The organism is Ensifer sp. 38_S197, from assembly GCF_056924495.1.
In genome coordinates this window covers 239,773-258,187 of the sequence record NZ_JBXOVZ010000002.1, presented here as the reverse complement: position 1 = coordinate 258,187, position 18,415 = coordinate 239,773, and the positions used below count along the sequence as shown (strand labels likewise).

General features: G+C 62.9%; 16 protein-coding genes. 6 read left to right on the top strand and 10 right to left on the bottom strand.

Translation table 11 applies throughout. The annotated features are described in order from the left end of the window. Nucleotides 1-43: 43 nt before the first annotated feature. Nucleotides 44-1,927: a 5'-nucleotidase C-terminal domain-containing protein gene (locus tag AC1Z3V_RS14605; RefSeq protein ID WP_483499963.1), complete on the bottom strand. Its 1,884-nt coding sequence runs from the start codon at nucleotides 1,925-1,927 to the stop codon at nucleotides 44-46. Here AC1Z3V_RS14605 and AC1Z3V_RS14600 point away from each other — a divergent pair. Then, nucleotides 1,887-2,057 (top strand): hypothetical protein, encoded by a 171-nt coding sequence (locus AC1Z3V_RS14600; protein ID WP_429813686.1) that lies wholly within the window; start codon nucleotides 1,887-1,889, stop codon nucleotides 2,055-2,057. The genes AC1Z3V_RS14605 and AC1Z3V_RS14600 overlap by 41 nt on opposite strands. 201 nt (nucleotides 2,058-2,258) lie before the next feature. Here the strand turns inward: AC1Z3V_RS14600 and omp10 are convergent, their stop codons facing one another. Beyond that, entirely contained in the window at nucleotides 2,259-2,627 is a 369-nt protein-coding gene (gene omp10, locus AC1Z3V_RS14595; protein ID WP_429813294.1) for an outer membrane lipoprotein Omp10, read from the bottom strand. 173 nt (nucleotides 2,628-2,800) lie between these two features. Further along, nucleotides 2,801-4,252: a homospermidine synthase gene (locus AC1Z3V_RS14590; protein WP_429813296.1), complete on the bottom strand. Its 1,452-nt coding sequence runs from the start codon at nucleotides 4,250-4,252 to the stop codon at nucleotides 2,801-2,803. Nucleotides 4,253-4,768: 516 nt separating this feature from the next. Between AC1Z3V_RS14590 and AC1Z3V_RS14585 the strand changes: the two genes are divergently transcribed. Then, nucleotides 4,769-5,719 (top strand): GGDEF domain-containing protein, encoded by a 951-nt coding sequence (locus tag AC1Z3V_RS14585; protein ID WP_483499961.1) that lies wholly within the window; start codon nucleotides 4,769-4,771, stop codon nucleotides 5,717-5,719. On the opposite strand, the gene AC1Z3V_RS14580 is transcribed toward AC1Z3V_RS14585, so the two are convergent. From AC1Z3V_RS14580 to AC1Z3V_RS14570, 3 genes are read right to left on the bottom strand one after another with little or no spacing between them, the layout of a single operon-like run. Further along, nucleotides 5,684-6,316 carry an aminotransferase class IV family protein gene (locus tag AC1Z3V_RS14580; protein WP_483499959.1) on the bottom strand — a complete coding sequence of 211 codons (633 nt, stop codon included), beginning with the start codon at nucleotides 6,314-6,316 and terminating at the stop codon, nucleotides 5,684-5,686. The two genes, AC1Z3V_RS14585 and AC1Z3V_RS14580, sit on opposite strands and share 36 nt — an antisense overlap. Further along, complete coding sequence (locus tag AC1Z3V_RS14575) at nucleotides 6,313-7,512, bottom strand: aminodeoxychorismate synthase component I (RefSeq protein WP_483499958.1); 1,200 nt, start codon at nucleotides 7,510-7,512, stop codon at nucleotides 6,313-6,315. Before AC1Z3V_RS14575 ends, AC1Z3V_RS14580 begins: the two co-directional genes overlap by 4 nt. Before the next feature lie 44 nt (nucleotides 7,513-7,556). Beyond that, entirely contained in the window at nucleotides 7,557-9,416 is a 1,860-nt protein-coding gene (locus tag AC1Z3V_RS14570) for a M3 family oligoendopeptidase (RefSeq protein WP_483499956.1), read from the bottom strand. A gap of 188 nt (nucleotides 9,417-9,604) precedes the next feature. Between AC1Z3V_RS14570 and AC1Z3V_RS14565 the strand changes: the two genes are divergently transcribed. Continuing rightward, nucleotides 9,605-11,149, top strand: coding sequence for a sigma-54-dependent transcriptional regulator (locus AC1Z3V_RS14565; protein ID WP_483499955.1), 1,545 nt, complete (start codon nucleotides 9,605-9,607; stop codon nucleotides 11,147-11,149). A 180-nt stretch (nucleotides 11,150-11,329) separates the two neighbouring features. Then, complete coding sequence (locus tag AC1Z3V_RS14560; protein ID WP_483499953.1) at nucleotides 11,330-13,186, top strand: peptidoglycan L,D-endopeptidase MepK; 1,857 nt, start codon at nucleotides 11,330-11,332, stop codon at nucleotides 13,184-13,186. Between the two features lie 178 nt (nucleotides 13,187-13,364). Here AC1Z3V_RS14560 and AC1Z3V_RS14555 read toward each other — a convergent pair whose 3' ends face one another. The 3 genes from AC1Z3V_RS14555 to AC1Z3V_RS14545 all read right to left on the bottom strand — a co-directional run bounded on the left by AC1Z3V_RS14555 (nucleotide 13,365) and on the right by AC1Z3V_RS14545 (nucleotide 15,022). Beyond that, complete coding sequence (locus AC1Z3V_RS14555; protein WP_065778663.1) at nucleotides 13,365-13,628, bottom strand: DUF2312 domain-containing protein; 264 nt, start codon at nucleotides 13,626-13,628, stop codon at nucleotides 13,365-13,367. Between the two features lie 126 nt (nucleotides 13,629-13,754). Next, the gene (locus AC1Z3V_RS14550) at nucleotides 13,755-14,060 is read right to left on the bottom strand and encodes a DUF1244 domain-containing protein (RefSeq protein ID WP_247959784.1); all 306 of its coding nucleotides are present in this window, start codon (nucleotides 14,058-14,060) and stop codon (nucleotides 13,755-13,757) included. Nucleotides 14,061-14,221: 161 nt separating this feature from the next. Next, the gene (locus AC1Z3V_RS14545) at nucleotides 14,222-15,022 is read right to left on the bottom strand and encodes an N-formylglutamate amidohydrolase (protein ID WP_483499951.1); all 801 of its coding nucleotides are present in this window, start codon (nucleotides 15,020-15,022) and stop codon (nucleotides 14,222-14,224) included. 193 nt (nucleotides 15,023-15,215) lie between these two features. Between AC1Z3V_RS14545 and AC1Z3V_RS14540 the strand changes: the two genes are divergently transcribed. Together AC1Z3V_RS14540 and pyk are read left to right on the top strand one after the other, a co-directional pair. Next, nucleotides 15,216-15,692, top strand: coding sequence for a DUF1036 domain-containing protein (locus tag AC1Z3V_RS14540; RefSeq protein ID WP_173520400.1), 477 nt, complete (start codon nucleotides 15,216-15,218; stop codon nucleotides 15,690-15,692). Next, a complete protein-coding gene (pyk, locus tag AC1Z3V_RS14535) occupies nucleotides 15,692-17,131 on the top strand; it encodes a pyruvate kinase (RefSeq protein WP_429813317.1) in 1,440 nt (479 codons plus the stop codon). The genes AC1Z3V_RS14540 and pyk overlap by 1 nt, the downstream gene beginning before the upstream one ends. A gap of 18 nt (nucleotides 17,132-17,149) precedes the next feature. Here the strand turns inward: pyk and AC1Z3V_RS14530 are convergent, their stop codons facing one another. Further along, nucleotides 17,150-18,166, bottom strand: coding sequence for an alpha/beta fold hydrolase (locus AC1Z3V_RS14530; protein WP_483499949.1), 1,017 nt, complete (start codon nucleotides 18,164-18,166; stop codon nucleotides 17,150-17,152). Nucleotides 18,167-18,415 lie beyond the last annotated feature (249 nt).

Here is an 18,415-nt window from a genome sequence, read left to right as displayed (position 1 = left end):
GCGGGGAAGCCCGCGCCGGCTTTGAAGACAGAGGCAAATTGTCTTATTTTGCCGGGATCTCCAGTTCCGTGCCAACATGCAGCGCGCGCGGCGCCGGCTTGCCGTTGGCCTCGGAGATCTTCTTCCACAGTGTGCCTTCGCCATAGAACGACTTGGCGAGATCCCAGAGCGTGTCGCCCTTGGCGATCACGTGCTTCTGCGGGCCGCTCGCCGCAGACGCTGCGGCATCGCCGGAGGTTGCAGCCGGCCGGGTTGCCGTGTCGGTGCCCGCCGCCGGCTTTGCTTCCGTCGCCGGTTCCGCCGGTGCGGCACCTGCGGCGGAAGCGACCTCGGTGATGCGGCCATCGGTATAGGGCTTGAACGGCTGGTGGGCCGCGAGATAGTCGGCGAGCACGGTTTCGAGGCCCGGACCGTAGTCGTAGGCGTTCTCACCCTTCTCCTTGAAGACGTCGTAGCCGTCGCCGCCATTGCGCATGTAGTTGTTGGTGACGAGCGAATAGGTCTTCGCCGGATCCAGCGGGACATAGGTCTCGCCTTCCTTCACCTCGACCGAGACGACGCGGCTGCCGACCGGCTTCGACTTGTCGAAGGAGAACTTCATGCCGGCCACCTGCGGGAAGCGGCCGCCGCCTTCCTCGAGCTTGCTGAGACCGTTTTCCAGCGCCTCGCGGATACCGTCGCCCTTGATCTGGAAGGTAGCGACCGTGTTCTGGAACGGCAGCACGGTGATGGCTTCGCCCATGGAAACGTCGCCAGCGTCGATGGAGGCACGCAGGCCCCCGCCATTGGTGATGGCGATGGTGACACCCTGGCCCTTGACGCGGTCGAGCATGGCGTCGGTGAGCAGGCTGCCCATTTCGCATTCCTTGGCGCGGCAATTCTCACGCGAGCCGTCGATCGGCGCTTCGGTCTTGGCGATGATCTTCGAGCGCAGTTCCTCGATCGGCTTGCCGAGCTCGGCGACGCGCGCCAACACGGACTGATCGGGCTTCACCGAGCTGTCGACCAGGATCGGATCGCCCTTGGCGGCCTTGACGACGCCCTTGTCGTCGAAGGTGACGACGAGATCGCCGAGATACTTGGTGTAGGATGCCGCCTGGACGACCGGAACCTTGTAGCCGCCGGGATTGTCGACCATCGTCGGATAGGGGCCTTCGGCCTTCGGGTCGGTATTGGAGAGCAGGCTGTGCGAGTGGCCGCCGACGACGATGTCGACGTCCGGGATCTTGGCGATTGCGGCAAGATCGCGCGGATAGCCGACATGGGTGAGCGCAATGATCTTGTCGACGCCCTGCTTCTTCAGTTCTTCGACGGCGGCGGTGGTGGTGGCAACGTCGTCGCCGATCAGGATGTCCGGGCCGGGGGACGAAAGTTCCGGCGTGTCGTTGGCGACGGCGCCGACGATGCCGACCTTCTGGCCGCCGACCTCGAGCACGATCGATGGCTTGATGCGGTCGCCGATCTTCGACTTGTGGCTCGGCAGCACATTGGCGGTGACGACCGGGAAGGTGATCTTGTCGAGGAAGCCGGCAAGGCCATCCTCGCTCTCGTCGAATTCATGGTTGCCGACGGTCATTGCGTCGAACTTCATCAGGTTCAGGAATTCGGCTTCGGCCAGACCCTTATAGGTGGTGAAAAACAGCGAGCCCTGGAAGTTGTCGCCGGCGTTGAGCAGCAGCACGTTCTTGCCGGAGAGTTCCTGGCGCTTCTGGTCGATCAGGGACTTCAGTCGGGCGACGCCGCCGAAACATTCGTTCTTGCCTTCCTCTTCCGCCGAGCAGGTGGAATCGAACTTGTTGATCGACTCGATGCGGGAATGGAGGTCGTTGATATGCAGGATGTTCAGCTCATAATCGGCGAAGGCAGCGCCCGAGGAGAGGGCAAGAATGGACGCGGTCATCAGGCCGGTCCGCATGTGTCTGATCATGATGTTCTCCTGTTTTGCCGGTTGTCAGCCGACCGTTTCCGGCGCCGTCAAGACGGAACCGTTCCCCACGGTCGGAATGGCTTTGCCGGGCGGGATGTTTTCACCACTTGAAGGTTACTTCAAGCGCTAAAACCAAGCCCGCTTTGTCAATTTGCAACTACAGCGCCGCGCGTCTTACTAGACGCGCAAAGGTCGCTGTAGCACTTTGAATGGCTGCATGTTTTTGTCCTTCAATCGGCTACGATTAAAGGAAACATGCAGTAGGTTAAGCTGCGGCCCTGCAACAAAAAAGCCCCCGATCGGGGGCTTCGATGCTTGCATATGCGCTGTTTTAGCCGCGCCTGGCCAGCGAGAACTGCGCGCCGGCATCGGTGGTGCAATTGAGCTGGTTCTGGGTGACCAGGGCGCAATTGACCTTCGACTGGGTGTTGCGCACGAGAGAGGTCATGTTGATCTCGACGAGCGTCGGGCTCACCTTGGTGTAGTTGCCCGAAGCGAGCAGCTGGTTGGTGTCGGTCGTGCGGGTCGAGAAGGTGCCGCCCGCAAAAGTCGAGACGATGCCGTTCGGGTCCACCCAGGAGCCTTCGACGCCGGTCGCCTGGCGCGACGGCCCGCCCTCATCGATGATCCGGGGCGACGACTGGCAGGATGCCAAGGCCGCGGCGGTTGCGATTAGGGTCAGAACTGCGAATGGCTTCATAGACGATTTCCCCCGCATTGGGCCGAGCGGACTGTTTCATTCCGGCATGACCATGCCGCGATCATGAGTTGAAAGCAAGAGCGGCCAGGGGCTGCAGCCGCCTTTTCCCGCACAGATGAAAAGGCCCGGGACACGGTCGTGCCCCGGGCCGGATGACGTTTTACGTCAAAAGCTTAGCGAACGAGGATGTTCTTGAACTGCCAGGGATCCTTCGTGTCGATGTCTTCCGGGAATAGGCCCGGACGGCCGTCGAGCGGGGTCCAGTCGGTGTAGTGGCCTTCAACCGGACCGAGATAGGGGAGCTGGACTTCCAGGCAGCGCTTGTAGTCCATCTCGTCGGCTTCGACGATGCCGGCCTTCGGGTTTTCGAGTGCCCAGACCATGCCGGCCAGAACCGCAGAGGTTACCTGCAGACCGGTGGCGTTCTGGTAGGGGGCGATGCGGCGGGTCTCTTCCAGAGACAGGCGCGAACCATACCAATAGGCATTCTTGTCGTGGCCGTAGAGCAGGACGCCCAGTTCGTCGAGGCCTTCAACGAGTTCCTTCTCGTCGAGAACGTGATGGACCGGCTGCGCATTGCCGCCATTGCCGAACATTTCGTGCAGCGACAGGACGGCGTCGTTGGCCGGATGATAGGCGTAGTGGCAGGTCGGGCGATAGATGACCTCGCCGTCCTTGTCGCGGACGGTGAAGAAGTCCGAGATCGAGATCGCCTCGTTGTGGGTGACCAGGAAGCCGTATTGCGGACCAGGCGTCGGGCACCAGGTGCGCACGCGGGTGTTGGCGCCCGGCTGCTCCAGGTAGATCGCCGCCTTGCAGCCCTTCTTGTGCTTCTTGGCGTTCTTCGGCATCCAGTTTTCATGGGTGCCCCAGCCGAGCTCGGCCGGCTGCAGACCTTCGGAGATGAAGCCCTCGACCGACCAGGTGTTCCAGAAGACATCGAGCGGCTTCGGCTTCTTGGTCAGCTGGGTGTCGCGCTCGGCAATGTGCACGCCCTTGACGCCGACCTTCTTCATCAGCTTCGCCCAGCCTTCGCGGTCGTCCTGATGCGGCTCTTCGTATTTCACGCCGAGGTCGTTGGCGAGGTTCAGCAGGCCCTGCTTGACGAACCAGGAGACCATGCCCGGGTTGGCGCCGCAGGTCGAAACGGCCGTGGTGCCGCCCGGGTTCTTTTCCTTTTCCTTGCGGACGGTTTCGCGCAGCGCATAGTTGGTGCGGTCGGCATTGTCCATCTCGGCGTCGAAATAGAAGCCGAGCCACGGCTCAACGACCGTGTCGATGTAGAGAACGTCGAGCTTGCGGCACAGTTTGATCAGGTCGAGCGAGCCGGTGTCGACCGACAGGTTGACGCAGAAGCCCTGGCCTTCGCCTTCGGTGAGCAGCGGCTTCAACAGTTCCTTGTAGTTGTCCTTCGTCACATGAGCGCGAACGTGACGTACGCCATGCCGTTCGAAAATCTCGTTGTCGGCGGCGTCCTCACGGGGCTCGACCACGATCAACCGGTTCTTGTCGTATTTGAAGTGGCGCTCGATCAGCGGCAGGGTGCCGCGACCGATCGAACCGAAGCCGATCATGACGACCGGACCGGTGATCTCGCCGTAAACCGGATAGGTGGTATCTGCCATTTTTGTCTTTCTCCTGAGAAAACTTTCCCTGTGACGGTGGGTGACTAAGCATGAGGAGCGGCTGGCGCCGCTGTTCTGGCTCGATGGATGTGCCGAAGCGGCCGTGGGTGCCCGGCGGGGCACGCGGCGCTGTAGAGCATAGATTGCTGTCACAATAAAGAGCCGGCGGGTCAACCGCTATTTGAGATGGTGCTTAACCGGTGATAGAGAGCGGCGCTGCGATGGGCTCGTTCCGCTTGCTGACGAACCGTTGTCGGCGGCCTGCCGTCAGGTCAGGCTGCGCAGCTCGATAAAGCGATCGGGATCAACTGCGCAAGGCCGGTGGTGAAGGGCTTGGAGGAACCGTCATGGGCGTATGCTGCATGCAGTTCGCCCGGACCAAGGCGGTGATTTAACCATATCCCCATCGTTTCGCACGCGTAAACGCTTGTCACAGGCACTTCGTGCTATAGCTTCGTCCGAAGCATCCGCTTCGCGCCATGATTGATATTGTCCGACCCGGAGGCGTGACAGACCGTGACCGGTAGTCATCTCAAGGCTCTTGCGGCCTTACAGAGCAAAACACCCGTACTGATCGCGCTCTACGATCAGCATGATCGATTGCGGTTTGCCAATCCGGCATTTCGTGCGGCCTATCATGTCGGTCCGGACGAGAGCCCGACCTGGGCGGAGATCATGCGCCGCAACCACGCCGCCGGTCGCGGAACCGTCCTGAAGACCGACGATGTCAACGCCTGGATCTCCTCGACGGCTCACCGGCGCGGCAAGGTACCTTTTCGTGCGATGGAAACCGACCTGCATGACGGCCGTTGGCTGTGGATGACGGAGACGGTGGATTCCGACGGCTGGATGCTTTGCATCGCCGTCGATGTCACCAGCATCCACGCCGGGGAGCGCGAACTCCGGCAGGACCGCGACTTTGCGCTTCGGGCGGCTCAGGTCGACGAGCTGACCAGCGTGCCCAACCGTCGCTACACGATGGGACGGTTGACCGAGTTCATTGCCAACTGCGCCGAAAACCCGCATATGTGGGGTTGCGTCGCGATCATCGACATCGATTATTTCAAGGCGATCAACGACCGCCACGGGCACCAGCGCGGCGACGAGGTGTTGCTCGACTTCGCCCGCCAGATGCAGGAATTCGTGCGCCGCTCGGATTGCTTCGGTCGCATCGGCGGTGAGGAATTCATGCTCATCCTGCCCGATACCACTATCAGCGAAGGCAATCGCATTCTCGACCGCCTGCTCGAAAAGGTCAGAAGCTCCCGGCCGCTCGAGAACATTCCGGAGTTCTTCTACACCTGTTCTGTCGGTCTGGCGGAGTATCGCGATGGCGATTCGGTGAGCGACCTTTATGCGCGCGCCGACCAGGCGCTTTACCTCGCCAAGCGCGACGGGCGCGATCGCGTCAGACGCTACACGCTTCCCGGTTCAGACCAGGAGTCGCACCCGGATCAGACCGCGTAGCGAATTGCCGACATAGAGCGTCCCACGGGTGAGATCGGTGGGCGAAAGCCGTGCGACTCGCGCCCGGCGCGCACAGACCAGTTCGGTGCGCAGGACGCCCGCAAGCAGGCCGCAGGCGATCGGCGGCGTCTTCAGGACCCCGCTGCCGTCGTCGAGGAAGACCGAGGTGATCGTGCCCTCGCAGACCTCGCCTTTCTCGTTGAGAAGAAGAACCTCGTCAGCCTCGCTCGCCGCAAACTCGCCGCGGGCAGCGTCATAGGCCGCCCGGCGGCTGGTCTTGTAGCGCAGCAGCGGATCGCGGGAATTGAGCAGCGTGGCGGCAATCCGCACCTGCCAGATCGTTCCCTCCGGCAACGGCACGAAGGGCGCAGTCTTCACCTCGATGCGTCCGTCCGGCAAAAGTTCGAGCCGTACGCGGCGTGCGGCCCTGTCGTCGCCGCTCTCCACCGCTGCCAGCAAGGCCGCTTCTGCGCCTTCCGCTCCAGGAATGCCGAGACGTCGCGCCGACCGTTTCAGCCGCGCCAGATGCAGGCGCAAGCGGATGAAGCCGTTTTCGGGCTCGTGGCGCAGCGTTTCGATCAGCGAAAAGTCCGTCATCGCGCGGTCTCGTCGTCGCCAAGCGCGACCTCGTCGTCGCCAAGCGCGATCCCATCGTCGCCAATGGCGAAACGGGCCTTCAGAAGGCATTCGTCATATTCGGATTGTGCGTTGCTGTCGAAGACGATGCCGCCACCAACGTTGAAGATGGCCTCGCCATTGGGGAAAAGCGAAATGGTGCGGATTGCGACGCTGAAGCGCATGACCCCGTTGGGGGCGATGAAGCCGATGGCGCCGCAATAGGCGTCGCGCGGTCCATCTTCCAGATCGTGCAGGATCTCCATGGCCCGCATCTTCGGCGCGCCGGTGATCGAGCCACAGGGGAACAGAGCGGCGAAGATGGCCTCGAGGCCGATCTCGGGCAAGAGCTTCGCCCGGACGTGGCTCACCATCTGGTGCACGGTCGGGTAGGTCTCGATCTCGAACAGCTTGGGGACGCTGAGCGTGCCGACTTCGGTGATCCGCGAGATGTCGTTGCGCAGAAGATCGACGATCATCCGGTTTTCCGCCTGGGTCTTCTCGTCGGCGCGCATGGCCGCGATGATCTCGGCGTCTTCGGCCGCAGAAGCGCCGCGCCTGGCTGTACCCTTCATCGGGTGCGTCTCGATCCAGCCGTCCGCATCGACGCGGAAGAAGAGCTCCGGCGATCGCGACAGCAGGATCGGCCCGTCAAGCGCGACGAGTGCGCCGTATTTCACCGGCTGGCGATCGATCAGCGACCAGAAAGCGGTGCGCGGATCGCCGGACCAGCGGGCGCGGATCGGCATCGTCAGGTTGGCCTGGTAGCAATCGCCCTGGCGCAAGTGCTGGTGCAGGCGATCGAAGCGTTTGCGATAGGTGTCGAAATTCCAGCCGGCGCGGGGCTCGCTGAGGAAGGGTTCGTTCTCGGTCCGCCTTCGAGGCTCGGCAAGCGGGTGGTCTTCGGCGGGCGCATCGAAGATGCCGAAGGACATCAGCGGTGTTTCACGGCCCTCCTCGGCGAAACCCGAGAGCTTCTCCTCGAAGAGGTGACCGGCCTCATAGGACATGAAGCCGGCGATCCACTTGCCTGCCTTGTGGGCGCGGTCGAGCTCGGCAAGGCCACGGGTGAATTCGGTTTTCGTATGCGCGGTGACGATGCGCAGGGGCTCAGCGAAAACCGTCGTACGGTTTTCGCTGTCGTCCCGGAACAGCACATAGGGTGCGGTGTCGTTCATAAGTCGTCTTGTCGATCGCGCCGTGATCTGGACCCATGCCCGGATCAGGCCTTATCAAGCGCCTCGAGTTCGTCGATGAGCCCTTCGATCATCGACAGTCCCTGTGCCCAGAACGACGGATCGGTGGCATCGAGCCCGAAGGGTGCGAGCAACTCCGAATGGTGCTTGGTGCCGCCGGCCTTCAACAGTTCGAAATACTTCTCCTGGAAGCCTTTTTCGGCGCTCTGGTAGACGGCGTAGAGCGAGTTCACCAGGCAGTCGCCGAAGGCGTAGGCGTAGACATAGAAAGGCGAGTGGATGAAGTGCGGAATATAGGCCCAATAGGTCTCGTAGCCCTCGGAAATCCGGATTGCCGGGCCCAGGCTCTCGCTCTGCACCGACAGCCACAGCTTGCCGATGTCATCCGCCGTCAGTTCACCTTCCTTGCGGGCGGTGTGAACCTTGCGCTCGAACTCATAGAAGGCGATCTGGCGCACGACCGTGTTGATCATGTCCTCGACCTTCTGCGACAGCATGGCCTTGCGCTCGCGCTTGTCCTTCGTCCGGTCGAGAAGGGCACGGAAGGTCAGCATCTCGCCGAAGACGGAAGCGGTTTCGGCAAGGGTCAGCGGCGTCGAGGCCATCAGCGCGCCCTGTCCGCCGGCCAGAACCTGGTGCACGCCGTGGCCGAGTTCGTGCGCAAGCGTCATCACGTCGCGCGGCTTGCCCATGTAATTGACGAGCACGTAGGGGTGCGCAGACGGTACCGTCGGATGGGCGAAGGCGCCCGGTGCCTTGCCCGGGCGCACCGGCGCGTCGATCCAGCTCTCGTCGAAGAAGCGTCGGGCGATCGCGGCCATTTCCGGAGCGAAGGCATTATATGCCGAAAGCACCGTGTCCCTGGCCTCGTTCCAGGAAATCAGCGCATTCGGCGTTTCCGGCAACGGTGCATTGCGATCCCAGAAATCCATCTCCGGCATGCCGAGCCACTTTGCCTTCATGGCGTAGTAGCGATGCGACAGGCGCGGATAGGCGGATTTGACGGCTTCGGCCAGCGCATCGACAACCTCGCGCTCGACACGGTTGGCGAGATGGCGGCTGTCGGCGATGTCCTGAAAGCCACGCCAGCGGTCGGAGATTTCCTTGTCCTTGGCAAGCGTGTTGGTGATCAGCGTGAAGGTGCGGATATTGCTCTTGAAGGTTTCGGCAAGCGCCATCGCCGCCTTCTTGCGAACCTCGGTCGCCGGATCCTGCAACAGGTTTAGAGTGACTTCGAGCGGCAGCGCCTCGCCATCGACGTTGAAGGTAAGGCTTGCCATCGTCTCGTCGAACAGACGGTTGAAGGCGGCAGCACCCGTCATCGATTTTTCGAGGAAAAGCTGCTCCAGCTTGTCGTCGAGCTGGTAGGGCTTGTCCATGCGCAGGTCGGTGAGCCAGGGCTTGTAGTGCGCGGCCAGCGCATCGTTCTCGAGCGCCTTGTCCAGGATCGCGTCATCGATGCGATTGAGCTCGAGCGAGAAGAACAGCAGATGCGCCGACATGTCGGTAAGCTTCGACTGTACGTCGCCGTAAAGCTTGCCGTTCTCAGGCTTGGACGTGTCCGAGAAATAGGTGAGGCCGGCAAAGGAGGCGATGCGGCCCATGACGTCCTCAAGCGCTTCGAACTCCCGGACGGCGGCGCCGATGCCGTCGTCACCGTTCCTCGCCGCGGCTTCGGCCAGCTTGCCCTTCCACCTGGTCTCGAAAGCGATCGCGTCGGCCTCGGCCTTCTTCAGGTCGTTGCGAAAGGCATCCGATGCAGCGGACGGATAGAGATCTTCGAGCCGCCAGGAGGGCAGGTCGCCGAGATCCGCGGCAGCGCCATGGGACTGGCCGGCGGCGGCACGGACAACGGATTGCTCGGGGGCGAAGGGGCGGAAGGTCATCGTCGGATTTCTCTCGTTCGTGACAGGAAGAAGGCAAGCGATATGGGCCCCATTGCTATCGCCGGCAATGGATAAAATGCAAGCATTTCTCAAAACATGATGTTCAGCCCTTTATGGCACAGATGCCTGACGTGATTTGGCACATGAGGTTGGCCAAAAGTACCGCGTGTCCAGAGCAGGAGGCTTCCGTGACATCACATATTCTGGTCATTGATGACGATCCGGTGCAGCGCCGGTTGCTGACGAACATGATCGAGCGTCTCGGCCATGTGGCGCATCTCGCCGACAACGGCCGCAGTGGTCTGGAACTCCTGGAGCGCAAGGGCGGCATGATCAATGTCATCCTGCTCGACCTGCTGATGCCGGAAATGAACGGGCACGGCTTCCTCGAAGCACTCGCCGAGCGCGGCGTCGATACGCCGGTCATCGTGCAGACCGGCCAGGGCGGCATAGAGACCGTCGTTCACGCGATGCAGGCTGGGGCCTTCGACTTCCTGGTGAAGCCCGTCTCCCCCGAGCGCCTGTCGGTCGCGATCGGCAACGCACTGAAGATGGCAAGCCGCGACGGCAAGGTCAAAACCTCGCGCCGTCCGCGCGGCGGTGCCGTCGGCTTCGAGGACATCGTTTCGGCAAGTCCGGCAATGATCCGGGTGATCGATCTGGCGCGCCGCGCCGCCCAGTCCAACATACCGATCGTGCTCGAAGGCGAGTCCGGCGTCGGCAAGGAAATGGTGGCCCGTGCCATCCAGTCTGCGAGCGACCGGGTCGGCAAGCCGTTCGTCACCGTCAACTGTGGTGCAATCCCGCACAATCTGGTCGAGAGCATTCTCTTCGGCCATGAGAAGGGCGCCTTTACCGGCGCGACGGAAAAACACAGCGGCAAGTTCGTCGATGCGGACGGTGGCACGCTGTTCCTCGACGAGATCGGCGACCTGCCGCTCGAAGTCCAGGTCAAGCTCCTGCGTGCCGTGCAACAGGGCGAGATCGAAACGATCGGCGCACGCCATCCGCAGAAGGTCAATGTCCGGCTAATCTCCGCCACCAACAAGGACCTGATCAACGAGGTGCGCGAGGGGCGTTTCCGCGAGGACCTCTACTACCGCCTCAACGTCTTCCCGATCACCATTCCGGCGCTTCGCCGGCGCAAGGAAGACATCCCGGTCCTGGTGCGCTCCTTCGTCGAGCGTTTCGCCGCGGAGCAGCGGCTGCACGCACCGCTCACCATATCCAGCGGCGCCCTGGCGCTGCTGACCGCCTATGATTGGCCGGGCAACATCCGGCAGCTCGAGAACGCGATCTTCCGGGCCGTGGTGCTTGCCGAAGGCAACGAGCTGACGGTGAAGGACTTCCCGCAGATCGCCACCCAGATCCCGGGTTACGTCGTCTCCGACCGCTCCGGCTTCTCCTGGGGCGAAGCCGGTCCGGAACGGACAGCCGCGCCGTCGGAGCAGGTGCCGAACGTCTATCCCGATTTCGCGAGCGCGGCGAAATCGATGGAGGGCGATGCCGGACACGAGCCGCGCATGGAGAACGCGATCGCCAGCGTCGACGAGGGCGGGGACGTCCGCAAGCTTGCCGAGGTGGAAGAGGAATTGATTCGTTTTGCGCTGAAATTCTACCGCGGGCAGATGAGTCAGGTGGCGCGCAAGCTCGGCATCGGCCGGTCGACGCTCTACCGCAAGCTGAAGGATTATGGCATAGATCCCGAGAATCCGTTGAGGGAGGCGGCTTAAAATCGGCGCATTCACGATTCATTAGCCGTGTTATTCAGTCACCGCCGTTTAGACCTTGTTAGTGAAGTGTTCACTATATTATAAGGGGCGGTGACGACTGTGGCATATTTGCCATGCTGTCACCTTATTTGACAGTCATCTGAGACAGCGAAGCACGGTTGTCCGTCGGACGGGGATTGAATGCCAAATTTGTTCGGTTTTAAGAAGCCGCTCGGCTCCTTAGCGAGAGTCTGCGCGGCCTTTACCCGTAAGGTGCCGCAGGTTCTTACATCCGTTGCTATCGCGGCTTCCCTCGTGACGCCAGGCTTCGCGCCTCCAGTGGAGGCCGCGGGCCAGACCCGGACACTGAAACTCTACTTCATTCATACCCAGGAAAAGGCGCAGATCACCTTCAAGCGCAATGGCCGCTACGACCCCAAGGGCCTGCAGGAGATCAACCGTTTCCTTCGCGACTGGCGTCGCAACGAACCGACCAAGATGGATCCGCGCCTGCTCGACCTCGTCTGGGAAGTCTACCAGAAGAGCGGTTCGCGCGATTATATCCACGTCGTCTCGGCCTATCGTTCGCCGGCAACCAACGGCATGCTGCGTTCGCGCTCGAAGGGCGTCGCCAAGAAGAGCCAGCACATGCTCGGCAAGGCGATGGACTTCTACCTTCCCGACGTGAAGCTGAAGACCCTTCGTGAAATCGGCATGAAATTCCAGGTGGGCGGCGTCGGCTACTACCCGACGTCCGGCTCGCCTTTCGTTCACATGGACGTCGGCGGCGTCCGCGCCTGGCCGCGCATGTCGCGGGCCGAATTGGCGCGTCTCTTCCCCGACGGCAAGACGATGCACCTGCCCTCCGACGGCAAGCCCTTGCCCGGCTATGAGCAGGCGGTTGCCGACTACAAGCGCCGCGTCGGTGCTTCGGCGATCGAAGTCGCGGGCGGCGGCGCGACAGGCCCTGGCGATAGCGCAAGCGGCAAGCGTCGTGGCAACCTGTTCGCCATGCTCTTCGGCGGCGGCGGTGACGAGGATGAAGAACCCTCGGCGATCGCGGCTGGTCCGGGTGCCGATGACGAAGGCGGCGCTGCGCCTGCCCAGGTTCAGACGGCTTCCGCTCCTGCTGCCCAGGAAGCTCTGCCAGGTGTCGCCGGCTCCGTTGCCGCCGAACCGGTGGTTGCTGCCGCGGCCGAACAGAACATCAATGCTCCGGTCCCGGCTGTCCGTCCTGCCTTCAAGGATGCTCCCGCCGATGGTGGCGTAGCCGTTGCACTCGTAGCGCCGCAAAAGAATGCAGCCCAGGACGCGCTTGCTGCTGCCCTGCCGCAAACGCCGGAAATGCCAAGCGAATTTGCCGACCTCGGCGCGATGAAGGTGCCGGTGCCGCAGATGCTTGACCGTCGTGACATGAACACGCTCGTCGCCTCGGCCGACCCTTCCACGGACGTCCAGGCGCTTGGTTTCGTGCCGGTTCCGGCGATGCGGCCCGCCGGTGACGCAGCCCTTGCCGCCGTTGCCGATGCCAAGGTCGTGGTTCCCTCCTTCGCGGAGCGCCCGGGCGTTGCGTCGGCAGAGCCGCCGCGTGACGTTGCGGCCGAAGCTGCGACCCGCGTGGCGCTTGCCGCTCCGACGCCGGCCCAGCGCGAACCAGTATCGCAACAGCCGATCGAAATGGCGGCCTATGCGCCGCCGTCGACCACGAATGCCCGCGCGGCCGTCTTCGACAATGCCTTCGACACGCAGGCAGAAGCGCCGGCAAAGGGTGGTCGACCGAAGAAGAACGATGCCGATGCCGCGACCCGCTCGTCGGTCCGCACCGAGCCGAAGCTGACGCAGAAGATCATCTCCGAATGGGCACTGACGACCGGTCGCGTGGCGACGCTCTCCAAGCCGGTCAAGGCACCGCGCTTCGTCAGCAAGTCGCTTCGCACCGCGCCGACCACGGTCTATGCCGCCGGCTTCTCGAGCAGCGCCGGCACGACGGTCGATACTGCCCGCTTCAGCGGCACTGCCGTCAACTTCATGGAAGTGAAGAAGTTCAGCACCAACTGAGCTTCGAGCCAAACAGCAGACACGAAAAAGCCCGCCGGTATGAACTGACAGTCCGGCGGGCTTTTTAATTCTGTGACGTGCTTTCGAGCGCTGCCGCTTTCGGACGGGGTCGGGCTGCAGTTTGTTCTGGAGCCCACGTCCAGGCGAAGGCCGCCGGTCGGCGGCCTTGCAGGCGTGCTTACTCTTCGTCGGCTGCCGGCACCATGCCGAGCGCCTGGAGGTAGGTGTCGAGGATCGCTTCCTGTTCCATGCGCTCGTCGTGATCCTGCTTGCGGATCGAGATGACCTTGCGCAGGATCTTGGTGTCGAAGCCCATGGACTTGGCTTCGCCGTAGACGTCCTTGATGTCGTCAGCGATGGTCTTCTTTTCTTCTTCCAGGCGTTCGATCCGCTCGATGAAAGCACGAAGCTGATCGCGTGCGACGCCGTGAGCATCCGACATGGTCTTCTCCTTGATATGGGGAATTGAATTTCTTGGGTGCCGTGACGTGCCGCGAACAGCCGCCAAGGTCAAGGGTCAATGCGCAACAACGCGGTCATTTCCGCGGCAAGCGCCGGCGAAACGCTCTCATTCCTTCGGGCGGTTGATCTCGAAGGCTGCCTTCTGCTCGGCGGTTGCTTCCCTTTGGTGGCGCTCGCGCCATTCCTCATAGGGCATGCCGTAAATGATCTCGCGTGACTCCTCCTTGGCGAGAGGAACGCCCGCCTGCTCGGCGGCTTCGCGGTACCAGTTGGAAAGACAATTGCGGCAGAAGCCGGCGAGGTTCATCAGATCGATGTTCTGGACATCGGAGCGCTCGCGCAGATGGGCGACGAGGCGGCGAAAGGCGGCGGCCTCGAAGGCGATCTGCTGATCCGGGGTCAGTTCGGTCATGGACGTCGATCCTCTTCAGTTACTGCGCATCTCCGGATGCAAAACCGCGACGCACTTCTATCGGAAATGCTCTACTACAGCGCCGCGCGTCTTTTAAGGCGCGCTGAGGTCGCGGCAGCCCTTTGAAACGCTGCATAGTTTGTCCTCAAATCGATCCCGATTTAAGGATTCATGCCGTAGTCGCCGGTGCGCGAGGCGTGGCGCTCGTAGCGATGCAACTCGGGCATGGCGTTGAGACCCGCCAGGATCGGCGCCAGCCGTTCGGCCCAGGCAGCAACGCCCGCTTCGTCGGCGATCAGGTCCTGGCGCACTTCGATCAGGGCGTGGGGAATGCCGGGCGTCATGCAATGGCGATACATGGTATCGCCGCGCAGCGCCCCGTCATAGGGCTCGTTGTTGCCAACGACGATATCGCCCGATGCCTCGAGCTTCTCGATGAGCGGCAGAACGGCGCGCGGATCGTTATCCCAGAGGACGGCAGCGTGCCACGGACGGGCCACGCCCTTCCAGGCCGGCGTGAAGGAATGCATGGAAATGACGAGCGGTGCTGCGCCATGCGCCTCGCCGCTTCGGCCGATCGTCTCGGAAACGGCGCGGTGATAGGGGCGGTGGAACCGGTTCAACCGGTTCTCCCATTCCTCTTCGCTGATCGGGTGGTTTCCCGGCACGATCGCGCCGTCGGAGATCTTCATGATCAGCGTCGGGTCGTCCTCGCCGCGATTGGGGTCGATCAGCAGGCGGGAGAAGCAACCGAGCACGGCCGGCGCATCGAGCATTCGCGAGAGCTGTCGCACCAGCGCCTCGACGCCGATGTCATAGGCGATGTGCCGCTCGAACGCCGAGGCCGGTAGGCCGAGCGTGCCGTACTCCGCCGGCAGCCGGTTCATCGCGTGATCGGCCAGCAGAACGAGCCCGGTTGTGGGCCTGGCTTCGATAACCTCATAGGGAGAATAGTGTTGCATGCCGGTCCAGTCTGTTGTCTCGCCACGTCCTCGCTGATTGCACGCGCGCGCGTCAATCGCAAGAAACCCGCAACTGTTTAGCGCAATTCGAAAGCAATTTGCCGATTGTAATCGATTAGAGTTACGTTGACTTTCGGGGCTGGCCGTCGCAAGAAAGTGCCACGCAAATCAAAACGGAGTTCCATCGGAAACCGTGTCCAGATATCCTTTTTCCAAAGCGAAGCCGGGGCTGACGACACTGGGAGGCATCCTCCTGTTTTTCCTGGCAACCTCAAGCTCATTTCTCTTCGCCGACGAAGCGCGTGCCGATTTTCGCGTCTGCAACGGTACGCAAAATCTCGTCGGCGTGGCAATCGGTTACCGGGCCAAGGAGGGCTGGGTAACGGAGGGCTGGTGGCAGGTTCCGGCCACCACCTGCGCGACCCTGATCGAGGGCGAGCTTCAGTCACGATACTATTATCTCTACGCGGAAGATGCGGCCCGCGGCGGCCGCTGGACCGGTGACGTCAACATGTGCGTCGCGGAGAACGAGTTCAAGATCACGGGCGTCCAGGACTGCTTTGCCCGCGGCTTCCAGCGCATGGGGTTCAAGGAATACGACACGGGGCGGCAAGGGAGCTGGATGGTTCAGCTCTCCGAAACGCCCGGCACGCAGGAAAGCCAGAATTGATGAAGCGGAACAGAAAAGTCAAAATCCTCGCCACGCTCGGACCGGCGTCTTCCGACGAGCAGATGATCCAGAAGCTGCACGAGGCCGGGGCTGATCTGTTCCGTATCAACATGAGCCATGCGAGCCATGACGTGATGCGCACGCTGGTGCAGCGCATCCGCACGGTGGAAAGCCGCTGCGGCCGGCCGATCGGCATCCTCGCCGACCTTCAGGGCCCGAAGCTGCGTGTCGGCAAGTTCGCGGAAGGCAAGGTGGACCTGAAGGTCGGCCAGACATTCACGCTCGACAACAAGGATGTTCCCGGCGACAACACGCGTGTCTACCTGCCTCACCCGGAAATCCTCGAGGCGGTCAAGCCCGGCCATCGCCTGCTGATCGACGACGGCAAGCTGCATCTCAGGGCCGAGCAGACCGACGGCAAGAGCATCGTTGCGACCGTCGTCGCCGGTACGAAGATCTCCGATCGCAAGGGCGTCAGCCTGCCGGATACGCTGCTCGCCGTCGGCGTCCTGACCGACAAGGACCGCGCCGACCTCGACGCGGTTCTCGCAACCGGCGAGATCGACTGGGTAGCGCTCTCCTTCGTGCAGCGGCCGGAAGACCTGGCCGAGGTCCGCAAGATTGCCCGCGGCCGCGTCGGCCTGATGTCGAAGATCGAGAAGCCGCAGGCGCTCGACCGGATCGACGAGATCATCGAGCTTTCGGACGCGCTGATGGTGGCGCGCGGCGACCTCGGCGTCGAAATGCCGCTGGAATCGGTACCGGGCCTGCAGAAGCAGTTGACGCGCGCATGTCGCCGCGCCGGCAAGCCGGTGGTCGTTGCCACGCAGATGCTGGAATCGATGATCTCCGCACCGGTTCCGACGCGCGCGGAAGTCTCCGACGTCGCCACTGCCGTCTTCGAAGGTGCGGATGCCGTCATGCTGTCGGCCGAATCGGCCTCGGGCGAGTATCCGGTGGAAGCCGTTTCGACCATGGCGTCGATCGCCAGCAACGTCGAGCGCGACCCGCATTATTCCAGCATCATCTACGCGCAGCGCACGCCGCCGGAGGCAACCGGTGCCGACGCGATTTCGCTCGCCGCCCACCAGATCGCCGAGACGCTCCGTCTCTCCGCGATCGTCTGCTACACCTCGTCCGGCACCACGGGCCTTCGCGCCGCCCGTGAACGGCCACAGGTTCCGATCATTGCACTCTCGCCGATCGTCCAGACCGCACGTCGCCTCTCAGTCGTCTGGGGGCTGCACTGCGTCGTGACCGAGGATGCGATCGACCTCGACGATATGGTCAACCGCGCCTGCCGTATCGTTGTGACCGAAGGCTTCGGCAAGCCCGGCGAGCGCGTCATCATCTCTGCCGGCGTGCCCTTGGGTACCCCTGGCGCCACCAACATGCTGCGCATCGCCTATATCGGCTCGGACGGCCTGAGCGGGGTCTGACGCCGCTTTCCGAAGCAATCAGCTCTGGCTGACGGCTTCGGACGACCTGGTCAGGCGGGCTTCGGCCCGCCTTTTTATTTCCTCGAGGTCGGTCGGCTTGCCCGCCATCTTTTCGAGTGCGGCGACGACGACGTCGGTGACGACGTAGTCGGGCTTGTGACCCAGATTGCCGATCCACAGCAGTTCCGCGCCGGGGATATCGCGCGCCAGGCCGCGAGAGTGAATGTCCGCCAACACGACGCCGTCGCTGTCGCCGGTGATGATGACGGTCGATGCGCCGATCTCACGGTAGCGGGGCGCGGTCGCGGTCAGATAGGCATGCAGATTGGCCACATCGCGCGCATTGTTGCGGAAGGTCGCGGGACGCAGCACCAGATGCGGGCCGGTCTTGTCGACGTAGTCATCGGGGCGCGGATTGGGTGAAAAGATCGACCGCGTGCCGCCTTCGATGCGCCGCTGTCCCAGGGGCGTCACCAGCGTATGGGCGAAGAGCCAGCCGATGAAGGGCAACGCCGTAAGACGGTAGTACCAGTCGATGCCACCGGGCCAGGGATGCGTCGCAGGCGCCAGCAGGACGAGACCGGCAGTCCGTTCCGGATGATGGAGGGCGAAGCTTGCGGCGATGGCGCCGCCGAAGGAATGGCCGACGATGACGGCGCGACGGATGCCTCGCTTGTCCATCAGCTTGGCGATCGCCGCCGCCTGGCCGTCCGGAAGGTCGTTGTCCGCTCCGCCCCGCTCGGAATAGCCGTGGCCCGGGCGGTCGACGAAGAGCATCTCGGCGCGGCCGTCGAGCACCGGGGCGAAGGCATGCAACTGATCGAGCAGATTGCCGCTGGCACCATGGATGAAGACGACGGGCAAGAGATCGGCTTTCCGTCCTGCCGGCAGATGCACGCTGTTCATGCGATAGCCGCCGATGTCGATCAACTCGCCGACGTTGGGAAACCGCCGCGCGAAGGCCCGCGCGTGCCAGCGGCTGTAGGCGATGCCGACGAGCGTTAGTCCTAGGAGCAGGAGAATGGCTGGAAACATTGTTTCTGTCTGTCTTCCGGCGTCGATTGCCATTCACGGCACTTGCGTCAGCGATGCCTCAGGGTTCGGCGAGGGGTATCACCTGCCACCGTGACCAGATGGCGGCTACCGCGGGTTGCCAGGCAAGTGCGGGGCAGGGCAGCATCGCGATCGCCTTCTTGTAGCGGGTGTCCGTGCGAGGGACAACGAGGAGCGGAGCAGCACCGAACTGATCGGCGGTGACGTCGACGACGAAATCACCGCACTCGA